Here is a 9,967-nt window from a genome sequence, read left to right as displayed (position 1 = left end):
GGGCGGGGGCGGAACCCCATCTAGTGCGCGGGGTGGCCCCTGCGCGCCTCGGGGTCCTTCGCCCCCCACCGCTGTGTCGTCGTCCGCTCGGAAACTCCTGGCCGGGCAACGGGGCAAAGACAGGATCTCACCGGTCGAAGTAGCTGAGATCGCCCACGGTCCATGCGCTGACGTCCTTGATCGCGACTCGGTACATGCCGCCCGTCTCTGGGATCCCGAGGCTGCCCTGCAGGATCCGGGCGAGATGAAAGTGCAGATGCGTGGGCGCCTCGCCGCGACCGGGCCGGTTCTCTCGCGGGCCGCGGGCGAAGACGTCGGAGAACGGGCCGAGACGGTCCGAGTCCTCGAGGACCTCCGCCACCCGCTCCCTCCACACGGCCTCGGGAGCCAGCCGGCCGGTGATGACAGCACCACCGACGACCACGGTCAGCGACATCTGATTGCTTCGTTCGGACTCCACCGCGGCGGAGATGGCGACGAGCAGCTCATCAGGCTTCGACATGACAGCACAGCTTATTCAGCCGACTGCCCCCGAACCGCCCAGCGGGGTGTGAAGCGGTTGCGCGGGCGGCAGAAGGCGGCTCCCGATCAAGCAGTGAGGGCCGATCCGCCGCCGTATCGCCGCGCACAACGACTTGCGTGAGTCATTGTCGCAGGCGGCAGGGTTCTTCCTCCCCCGGAGAGGTGAAATCTGCTCTTGGCAGAGTAGACATTCGTTCCTGGCATGGTTACGCTTCATCTCGTAGACACGGTCGAATGAGACCCGCCAGACACGAACTGGCGGGTGGCTGAACACGAAGTTCGCAGGTCAGTGCGGCTCTCGAGCCTCGAAGCCAAGGTGTTCCCAGAACGGTGACGGGACTGAGAGCCGCACTGGGCGGCTCGCATGTCGAGGAGCTGCCAACAGCAATACCGGTTCACGCAGTGGTTGGTTCGGAGAGGAACGGAGGAGCAGACGCCATCAGGATCGCCCGGCTCGAGAAGCGCTCGGCCGGGTACCGCAAGACCCCGGAATGGATGGTGGTCCCCGGTCACGCAGCTGCGATCCCCCGCTCCCTCCCCCTCTGCCGGGCCGGGTAGCGGAAACAGAAGGTCGGCACAGCAGTAGGGCCGACAGATGGTGTTGAATTCCCTTCGGGGCCCTGGTGCCGTACGGCACCAGGGCCCCTCGACGCGTTGCACAGCGAGGTGACATGACAGCGGATAACCCTCTTGGTGATCGTCTGGACGACGACGACTACCCCGCATACACGATGGGCCGGGCAGCCGAGATGCTCGGCACCACCCCAGGCTTCCTCCGAGCCATCGGTGAGGCTCGTCTGATCACTCCGCTCCGCTCGGAGGGAGGACATCGCCGGTACTCCCGCTACCAACTGCGGATCGCCGCTCGCGCCCGCGAGCTCGTCGACAGGGGGACCCCGATCGAGGCTGCCTGCCGCATCGTCATCCTTGAGGACCAGCTCGAGGAAGCTCAGCGCATCAACGCCGAGTACCGCCGTGCCGCGAGCGAGGCGGCGGACAGTTCCGGCTCCGGTTCCGGCTGATCACGCGGAGCGGGCCGTATCCGGAACGCCTTGTGGCGGCCAAACGGGAGTGCGGCCCGGAAAGTCCCGCCGGCCGGGGTGAGGACAGCGTCGGTGTCGTAGTCGGCCCAGGTCTTGAGCCGGTCGGCGTATGCCTGCTGGAGCATCGGGTAGAAGCCGTGGCCGAAGAACACCCGCAGGGGCGGGTTGTCGGAGCCGACGATCTTGAGGAGTGCCTGGGCGCGGCGGCCGGGTCGCCGAGAGACCGGCGACCGGATCCCCGTGACAGCGCACCTATGTGACGCGCGCCATACACAGGAGCCGCCGGCCAGTCGTGTGTTCGGTCAGTTGACCGCTGGGCCCTCGTCGCGTTGGGGAGCTCGGGGGGCGGCGGGGGCCAGCCCGGCCATCAGCAGCGCGACGCACCGCTCGGCGAGATCGCCGGGCTCGGGCGGGCCGGGCCGGGTCGCGCGGCGGCCGTTGTCGGGGTCGCCGGGGTTGGGGAGGCTGACGCAGACGGGCCCGGCCGGGCCGGTGGTGCCGTCGGCGTCCAGGGTGTCCGGGGGACCGATCAGTACGCAGGGCCGTCCCAGCCCGCGCGGCAGCGGCGGCCGGGCGTCGTATGGGCGAGTGCCGACGATGATGAAGCCGTCCACCATCGCGCTGTCCGCCACCCGGCGCAGCCCCTGCTCGCCCTCCTCCTGGGTGAGCAGCAAGACGTCGTGGTCGTGGCGGCGGGCGGCGGTGACGACGCGGGCCGCGAACCGCATCGCGGCCGTGATGTCGCCGCCCTCGCGCAGCGGGGTCACCAGCGCCAGCACCCGGGTGCGGCTGCTGGCCAGGGCGCGGGCTCCGGCGTGTGGGCGGTAGCCGAGCTCGCGGATGCTGGCGTGGATGCGGCGCCGGGTGGCCTCGGAGATCGGCCGTTTGCCGCTCAGGGCGTAGCTGACGGTGCTGGGCGAGACCCCGGCGTGCCTGGCCACATCCGTGATCCTGACCATGGAGCCCCCTCCTTGGCGGGGTCATGTGGCGAGGTCACTTGACGGCGCCCACGGCGATACCGCGGGCCAGCGTCCGCTGGAAGATCAGGAAGAACAGGAACGCGGGCAGGACCCCGAGCAGGGCGGCCGCGTTGGTCATGGTGGCGTCCATCAGCCGCTGGCCCTGGAGGACGCCGAGGGCCACCGACACCGTCTGGTTGTCGTTGGAGATCAGCATGACCAGGGGCAGCAGAAATTCGTTCCAGGTCCAGATGAAGAAGAAGACCAGCAGCACCCCGATCGTGGGCCGGCTGACCGGCACCACGACCCGCCACAGCACCTGCCACTTGTTCGCGCCGTCGATCCTGGCCGCCTCGATGACCTCCTTGGGGAAGGCGCCGAGGACGGAGGAGAGCAGATAGGTGCCGAAGGCGGACTGGATGACGGTGAAGACGAGGATGACGCTGAGCCGGGTGTCGTACAGGCCCACTTCCTTCAGCAGGTAGTAGATGGGGTAGACCAGCGCCTCCTGCGGCAGCATGTTCGCCAGTACGAAGAAGGCCAGCACCCAGGGGCGGCCCTTGATCCGGCCGATGCCGATCGCGTACGCGTTGAGCACCGACAGCACCACCGCCAACACCGCCACCGAGCCGGATATCAGCACGGAGTTGAGCAGCTTCTGGCCGAAGTCCACCCGCTCCCAGAAGTCCTTCAGCCCGTCGAGATACAGCCCGTCGGGCAGGCTCAGCGGTCCGTGGGCGGAGTACTCGGCGGGTGACTTGACCGCGTTGAGCGCGACGATGACGAACGGCGCCACCATGAAGAGGGCAGCCACGACCAGCGCGGCCAGTACCGGGTATCGCGTGACGGCCTTCACCGGTCCTGGTCCTCCGCCCGGGTCTGCAGGCTCAAGCCCACGAGGGCCAGCGCCAGGATGAGTACGGTCAGCACGGTCGACACCGCGGAGCCGTAGCCGACCTGCGTCTTCTCGAAGAAGCTCTGGAAGGAGAAGTACGAAGGCACATCGGTGGCCCCGCCCGGCCCGCCCTTGGTCAGTACGTAGACGGCGCCGAAGACCTTGAGCGCGGCGATGGTGCACCACAGCAGCACGACGTAGATCTCCGGGCGGATCTGCGGCAGCGTCACATGCCACAGCCGCCGCCACCAGGAGGCCCCGTCCAGCTCGGCGGCCTCGTGCAGGGCCGGGTCGGCCCGCTGCATTCCGGCCATGAAGACCACCAGCGGAAAGCCGAGCTGGACCCACACCATCACGCCCATCACGCTGTAGAGCGCGAGATCGGGGTCGCCCAGCCAGTCGTGGCGGAGGGAGCCGAGTCCGACCGCGTCCAGCAGCTCGTTCAGCGCGCCGTTGTCGGGGGCGAGGATCCAGCTCCATACGATGCCGGCCACCGCGATCGGCAGCACCTGCGGCAGATAGAAGCAGGCGCGCAGGACGGTCGCGACACGGGTGCCGATGTGCTTGGCGATGTAGTCGAAGAGCGCGGCGGCCAGGATGAGGCCGAGGGCGGTGGGGATCACCGCCATCGCCAGGACCATCGCGAGGCTGTGCCGGAAGGACTCCCAGAAGGCGGAGTCGTCCAGCAGCGTCCGGTAGTTGTCGAGCCCGGCCCAGGAAGGCGTGCCGACGCCCTGCCAGTGGGTGAAGCTCAGCCCCGTGTTCATCAGGAACGGGACGACGATGACGACGAGGAAGGCGAGGGCGCCGGGGATCAGGAAGAGCGCGTACGGGTACTCGCGGGGCGGCCGTCTCGCGCGCTTCGTGGTGTTGGCGGGTTCTGTGGTTCCGGTTCTCTGCATGCCGTCCGCGGATTTCACGCTTTCGGCGGGTTTCATGTCTTCGGCGCGCCAGAGTCGTACGCCGTCTTCAGCGCGTCCAGATAGTCGTCGGGATCCGTGCTGTCGTTGATCAGCTTCTGCGTCTCGGAGACGAGGGTGTCGTAGAAGCCGGACACCGGCCAGTCCGGGTAGAAGGCGAGCCCGTCGTTCTTGGCGAGCTTGTCGAAGTTCTCGATCAGGCTCTTGGACTGCGGGTCGGTGATCGCCGAGGAATCGGCGGCCACGGGCACGCCGCCCTTGTTGCCGAGGACGTTCTGGATGCCCTTCTTCATCGTGATGTCAATGAAGTCATAGGCGAGCTTCTTGTTCTTGGCGCCCTTGGGGACCACCCACAGATTGCCGCCGGAGCCGAGCGTCAGCTTGGAGCCGGGCCACAGGAAGGTGCCCCACTGGTCCTTCATCTCCGACTTGAAACGGCCGAACCACCAGCTGCCGGAGAAGAACATCGGATACTTGCCCGAGATGAACGCCGTCCCCGCGTCCTCGGCCTTGGCGCCGCTGGTGCTCTTGGCGACATAGCCCTTCTTCACCCAGTCGGCGAAGGTCTCGGCGCCGTACGTCCAGGCCGCGTCATGGAAGTCGGGCTTGCCCTTGTAGAGCTCGTACGAGTCCACCCAGGAGCGGTCGGCTTTGCTCAGCGCCAGCTGGTAGACGTACTGGTGGGCGGGGTATTCGGCGCCCGCGTTCGCCAGCGGGGTGACGCCCTTGGAAGTGAAGGTGTCCAGGGCGGCGGTGAATTCCTCGAAGGTGGACGGGACCTTCACCTTGTACTTGTCGAAGAGGTCCTTGTTGTAGAAGACCATCGTGTACTCGGCGTAGTTGGGCACCCCGTACCACTTGCCGGAGCCCATCACGCCCTGTGCGTCGTACCGGCTGGTGGTCTGCACCCCGGCGCTCAGCGGTTTGTCCCAGCCGCGCTTGATGACCTCGGGCGTGAGATCGGTGAGCAGGCCCTGCTTGGCGGCCAGACCGGCCGTGGCATTGCCCTTGTTGTACTCCAGGACGTCCGGGGCGTCGTTGGAGTTGAGCACCATCGAGGCCGTCTTCTGGATCTGTTCGAAGCCCTTCTCCTCGAACTTCACCGTGACGCCCGGGTGGCTCTTCTTGAACTCCTCGATCGCCTGCTTCCAGGCCGCGCCCATCGCGCCGTTCGGGGCCTCGTAGTGCCAGAGCTTGAGCGTCTTGCCGTCGCCTTCCCCGCTGTCCGAGCCGCACCCGGTGAGCGCCGCGGCTCCCACCAGGGCGGCGGCCAGGAGGGCTGCCGTCCGTTTCCGTGCCTTCAACATCCGCTGCCTCCGGGAGGGTTGGAGGGGTCACGCACGATCGTCGAAGCGCTTCGATGGAGGAAGGTAGGGGGGCCCTGCGGGTACGTCAATGGCGTTGACAAAATGACGAGGTGGATGGGGCCTGGTGGCGATCCCGGCCGTACTGGCCGCGTGTCACCCCCGCGCAACGCGAAAACGCGTACGAGGCGTCAGGCCCCGCCCAGGGACCGCCGCAGCCGCCCCGCGCCGCTCGCCGCCGCCAGCAGGGCCAGTGCCGCGGCCGTCGCGGGGGCCGCGTAGCCCGCGGTCGGGCCCAGGTGGTCGACTGTCCAGCTGGCCGCCGCCGCGCCCGCCGAGATGCCGATGAGGAGGCCGGTGTACGCGGTGGTCATGCCCTCGTTGAGGCGGGTGGGCGGGGTCAGCCGGTGGACGAGGGTCATGCCGCTGATCATCGTCGGGGCGGTCGCCATGCCCGCGACGAACAGCAGCGGTGCCAGCGTCGCCAGTCCGGTCGCCGTCAGCAGGGGGAGGATGGCCACGGCCATGGCCGCCACCCCGGTCAGGAAGCGCGCCGCCGCCGAGCCGCGCACCGGCAGCGCGCCGAAGACCAGGCCCGCCGCGCAGGAACCGGCCGCCTGCAGCGCGAGGACCGCGCTGCTCGCCGAGGTGTGGCCGTACGACTCCACGGCCGCGACCGTCGCGACCTCCATCGAGCCGAACACCGCGCCGGTCGCCAGGAAGGTGATGACCACGACCCGCAGCCCTGGCGAGCGCACCAACGGTTCATTGGCGGAGGCGGAGGCGGAGTGCGTGCGCTGGGTCGGCGGTTCGGTGCGGTGCTGGGCCGCGAACAGCAGGGTGCCGACGACCAGCAGCACCGCCGCCGTCGCCAGCCCCGCCTCCGGGAACACCGCCGTGCACAGCACCATCGCGAGCGCCGGGCCGGCCATGAAGCAGACCTCGTCGACGACCTGCTCGAAGGAGTTGGCGGTGTGCCGGGCGGCCGCGTCGTCGCGGTGGACGGACGCCCAGCGGGCGCGTGTCATCGAGCCGAGGCTGGGCACGCCCGAGGAGCCCGCCGCGCAGACGAACAGCGCCCACGCGGGCGCGCCATAGTGGACGCACAGCAGCGTCGCCGTGGCTCCCAGCGCGAACACGGCGACCGCCGGAACCGCGACCCGCGCCTGGCCGTGGCGGTCCACGAGCCGGCCCAGCAGCGGCCCGGTCACGGCCGTCACCGCGAGGCCGGTGGCCGAGACCGCGCCCGCCAGGGCGTACGAATCGCGCACGGTGGCGATCATGACCACCATGCTGACCCCCAGCATCGCCCCCGCCACCCGCCCCGCGAGCGCCGCGAACGTGAACGCGAGCGCCCCGGGCGCGGCGAACAGCCGACGGTAGGGCGCGAGCAGTGAGCGGCGGGGCGGGTGGGGGTCAGGGCCGCGATCATCGGTTATTCGTCGTGCGCCTGAGTAGGGCGTGCCGCCCGCGGCGTGGGGCGTCGCGCCCGTGCCGCGCGGCGCCGCCGTGGGCACGGCGCGTGCCGCACCGCTCCGCGTACGGCGGACGGTCGGGGTCGGGACCACGGGCCTGGAGGCGAGGAAGAGGATCACCCCTTTACGGTCGCGGGCGGGCCCGCGACCGGTCCAACACCTGATGCGCGGCCATTCACGCACCCGTGTTGTAAATCCCGTGCGTGCTGTTGACTGCACCCCATGCCCCAGGACATCGAGCCGCGTCTGCTGCGCGCCTTCGTCGCCGTCGCCGACGAGCTGCACTTCACCCGCGCCGCCGCGCGGCTGTACGTCGCCCAGCAGGCGCTCAGCCGGGACATCCGGCGACTGGAGCGCGAGCTGGGTGTGGAGTTGTTCGTACGGACGACCCGGCAGGTGGCGCTGACCGCCGAGGCGGAGCGGCTGTTGCCGTACGCGCGGCGGGCGTTGGCGGCGCAGGAGGAGCTGGTCGCCGCGTTCGGGGGTGGTGGGGCGGGGGCCGGGCGGCCGTTGGTCGTGGATATCAGTGCGCCGATGTCCACCGGGAACGAGGTGCTGGCCGAGGCGCGCGGGCGGATCGCGCCCGAGGTGGAGCTCGTGGCGCACTTCCACAGCGGGCTGACCGGGGCCGCCGCCGAACTGCTCGCGGGGCGGCTGGATGTGTCGTTCGGCCGGGTCGGCGGGCTCGACCCGGCCGTGCTGGCGCGCCTGGACCACCAGCTGGTCCGCTACGAGCGGATGGCCGTGGTGCTGCGCGAGGACCACCCGCTCGCCCGGCTCCCCGAGGTCCCGCTGGACGCGCTCGCGGGGGAGACCCTGTACGCGGCCGCGGGCAACGCCGCCACCGCCGAGTGGACGGAGCTGGCCGCGCAGCTGTTCGCGGGGCGCGGCATCGTCATGGCCGAGCCGTTTCCGCAGATCGAGGGCGTCGAGGAGTTCACCCGGGTGGTGGCCAAGCGGCGCTGGTCCGTGCTGGCGAGCACGGTGTTCATCTCGATGCCCGGCACCGTGCTGCGGCCGCTGACCGGCCCCGTTCCGCTGTCACCCGTCTCCATGGTCTGGCGGCGCGGGCTGCGCCACCCGGGCCTGGACGCCCTGCGGGCGGCCGCGGCGGCGCTCGGGGCGGCCGGGGGCTGGCTCGACGCCCCGCCCGGCAGCTGGCTGCCGAGCCCGGAAGCGGCGGAAGCGGCGGCAACCCTCACCACGCCCTCCGCTCCCGGGTGAGAGCAAGGTTTCTTCCGCGTCACCTGCCGCCACAGCGCGGAAATCCGTACTTCCTACCGTCGTCAGGCAGCGAATCCGCGCACCAGCGGCGACATCCGAGCGAGATCTGTGGAGGCGTGATGACTGCCCCGAACACCACCCCCGCACGCAAGGGGGGCCGCTGGATTGAACAGTGGGACCCGGAGGACGAGACCTTCTGGAACGAGAAGGGCGAGAAGATCGCCACCCGCAACCTCCTGTTCTCCATCCTCTCCGAGCACATCGGCTTCTCCATCTGGAGCCTGTGGTCGGTGATGGTCCTGTTCATGGGGCCGGAGTACGGGGTGGACCCGGCCGGGAAGTTCTTCCTGGTCGCGATGCCCACCCTGGTCGGCGCGATCCTGCGGGTCCCCTACACCTTCGCCGTCGCCCGCTTCGGCGGCCGCAACTGGACGATCGTCAGCGCGGCGCTGCTGCTGGTGCCGACCGTCGTGGCCGCCGTGGCGATGAAGCCCGGCACCTCGTACACCACCTTCATGGTCGTCGCGGCGCTCACCGGCGTCGGCGGCGGCAACTTCGCCTCCTCCATGACGAACATCAACTCCTTCTACCCGCTGCGGAAGAAGGGCTGGGCGCTCGGCCTCAACGCGGGCGGCGGCAACATCGGCGTACCGGTCATCCAGCTGATCGGCCTGCTGGTCATCGGCACGGCCGGCGCGGCCCACCCGCGCGTGGTGCTCGGCGTCTACATCCCGCTGATCGTGGTCGCCGCGCTGCTCGCGGCGCTGTTCATGGACAACCTGGCGCCGGTACGGAACGACACGGGCGCGGTGAAGGAGGCGGCCAGGGACGCGCACACCTGGATCATGTCGTTGCTGTACATCGGCACCTTCGGGTCGTTCATCGGCTACAGCTTCGCCTTCGGGCTCGTCCTGCAGAACCAGTTCGACCGCACCCCGCTGCAGGCCGCCTCGTTCACCTTCATCGGCCCGCTGCTCGGCTCCCTCATCCGCCCCATCGGCGGCCGTCTCGCCGACAGCTACGGCGGCGCGCGGATCACGCTGTGGAACTTCGCCGCCATGTCCGTCGCGGCCGTGGTGGTCGTCTACGCCTCCGCGGAGAAGTCCCTGGCCGTCTTCCTCGTCGGCTTCATCGCCCTGTTCGTCTTCAGCGGGCTCGGCAACGGCTCCACGTTCAAGATGATCCCCGGCATCTTCCAGGCCAAGGCGGCCGCGCGGGGCCTTACGGGCGAGGCGGCCGCGACGTACGGGCGGCGGCTGTCGGGCGCCTCGATGGGGCTGATCGGCGCGGTGGGCGCGCTGGGCGGGCTCGGCATCAACCTGGCCTTCCGCCAGTCCTTCCTGAACGCGCACACTGGGACCCCGGCGTTCGTGTCCTTCCTGGCCTTCTACGCCCTGTGCTCCGCCGTAACCTGGGCCGTATACCTCCGCGGCGCCCGGCCGACCGGCCGGATCGCCGCGGCGGGGGCGGCTGAGCCGCAGGGCGCGCGGCAGGCCGCGTACGCGGACGTCTGAGCCGAGCCGCCGAGGCGGAAACGGCCCTGGACGGGGCCGGCCGGCCGGGGAGCGTACGGCGCACAGGGCGCGCGCTCCCCGGCCGTACGCTCCGTTACACCCGGGAAACCT

Annotated in this window: 8 protein-coding genes and 1 pseudogene; 3 read left to right on the top strand and 6 right to left on the bottom strand. The window is 70.1% G+C overall.

Translation table 11 applies throughout. From position 1 onward, the window contains the following. Nucleotides 1-127: 127 nt before the first annotated feature. Nucleotides 128-502 (bottom strand): hypothetical protein, encoded by a 375-nt coding sequence (locus tag ACFV2X_RS33425; protein WP_385623806.1) that lies wholly within the window; start codon nt 500-502, stop codon nt 128-130. A gap of 691 nt (nt 503-1,193) precedes the next feature. Here ACFV2X_RS33425 and ACFV2X_RS33420 point away from each other — a divergent pair. Then, nucleotides 1,194-1,544: a MerR family transcriptional regulator gene (locus tag ACFV2X_RS33420; protein ID WP_358640971.1), complete on the top strand. Its 351-nt coding sequence runs from the start codon at nt 1,194-1,196 to the stop codon at nt 1,542-1,544. A gap of 488 nt (nt 1,545-2,032) precedes the next feature. Here the strand turns inward: ACFV2X_RS33420 and ACFV2X_RS33415 are convergent. The 5 genes and pseudogenes from ACFV2X_RS33415 to ACFV2X_RS33395 form a co-directional block, all read right to left on the bottom strand. Next, nucleotides 2,033-2,524: pseudogene (locus tag ACFV2X_RS33415) on the bottom strand (LacI family DNA-binding transcriptional regulator); the annotation flags it as partial. 34 nt (nt 2,525-2,558) lie between these two features. Further along, nucleotides 2,559-3,323 carry a carbohydrate ABC transporter permease gene (locus ACFV2X_RS33410; protein ID WP_385623939.1) on the bottom strand — a complete coding sequence of 255 codons (765 nt, stop codon included), beginning with the start codon at nt 3,321-3,323 and terminating at the stop codon, nt 2,559-2,561. Nucleotides 3,324-3,376: 53 nt separating this feature from the next. After that, the gene (locus tag ACFV2X_RS33405) at nt 3,377-4,321 is read right to left on the bottom strand and encodes a carbohydrate ABC transporter permease (RefSeq protein WP_385623804.1); all 945 of its coding nucleotides are present in this window, start codon (nt 4,319-4,321) and stop codon (nt 3,377-3,379) included. A 32-nt stretch (nt 4,322-4,353) separates the two neighbouring features. Beyond that, nucleotides 4,354-5,646, bottom strand: coding sequence for an extracellular solute-binding protein (locus ACFV2X_RS33400; RefSeq protein WP_385623801.1), 1,293 nt, complete (start codon nt 5,644-5,646; stop codon nt 4,354-4,356). Nucleotides 5,647-5,834: 188 nt separating this feature from the next. Beyond that, the gene (locus ACFV2X_RS33395) at nt 5,835-7,238 is read right to left on the bottom strand and encodes an MFS transporter (protein WP_385623798.1); all 1,404 of its coding nucleotides are present in this window, start codon (nt 7,236-7,238) and stop codon (nt 5,835-5,837) included. A gap of 102 nt (nt 7,239-7,340) precedes the next feature. Between ACFV2X_RS33395 and ACFV2X_RS33390 the strand changes: the two genes are divergently transcribed. Together ACFV2X_RS33390 and ACFV2X_RS33385 are read left to right on the top strand one after the other, a co-directional pair. Continuing rightward, nucleotides 7,341-8,342 (top strand): LysR family transcriptional regulator, encoded by a 1,002-nt coding sequence (locus tag ACFV2X_RS33390; RefSeq protein WP_385623795.1) that lies wholly within the window; start codon nt 7,341-7,343, stop codon nt 8,340-8,342. Nucleotides 8,343-8,461: 119 nt separating this feature from the next. Continuing rightward, entirely contained in the window at nt 8,462-9,856 is a 1,395-nt protein-coding gene (locus ACFV2X_RS33385) for a nitrate/nitrite transporter (protein WP_385623792.1), read from the top strand. The last annotated feature ends 111 nt before the right edge of the window (nt 9,857-9,967 follow it).

Source organism: Streptomyces sp. NPDC059679, from assembly GCF_042734105.1.
Classification (GTDB): domain Bacteria; phylum Actinomycetota; class Actinomycetes; order Streptomycetales; family Streptomycetaceae; genus Streptomyces.
Note: the sequence above shows the minus strand (reverse complement) of the source record. Positions and strands in the feature narration are given on the sequence as shown.

Excerpts from the sequence above, each read along its gene's own strand:
- ACFV2X_RS33405 (WP_385623804.1), bottom strand. The coding sequence starts at position 4,321 with ATGCAGAGAACCGGAACCACAGAACCCGCCAACACCACGAAGCGCGCG.
- ACFV2X_RS33420 (WP_358640971.1), top strand. The coding sequence starts at position 1,194 with ATGACAGCGGATAACCCTCTTGGTGATCGTCTGGACGACGACGACTAC.
- ACFV2X_RS33425 (WP_385623806.1), bottom strand. The coding sequence starts at position 502 with ATGTCGAAGCCTGATGAGCTGCTCGTCGCCATCTCCGCCGCGGTGGAG.
- ACFV2X_RS33400 (WP_385623801.1), bottom strand. The coding sequence starts at position 5,646 with ATGTTGAAGGCACGGAAACGGACGGCAGCCCTCCTGGCCGCCGCCCTG.
- ACFV2X_RS33390 (WP_385623795.1), top strand. The coding sequence starts at position 7,341 with ATGCCCCAGGACATCGAGCCGCGTCTGCTGCGCGCCTTCGTCGCCGTC.
- ACFV2X_RS33410 (WP_385623939.1), bottom strand. The coding sequence starts at position 3,323 with ATGGTGGCGCCGTTCGTCATCGTCGCGCTCAACGCGGTCAAGTCACCC.
- ACFV2X_RS33385 (WP_385623792.1), top strand. The coding sequence starts at position 8,462 with ATGACTGCCCCGAACACCACCCCCGCACGCAAGGGGGGCCGCTGGATT.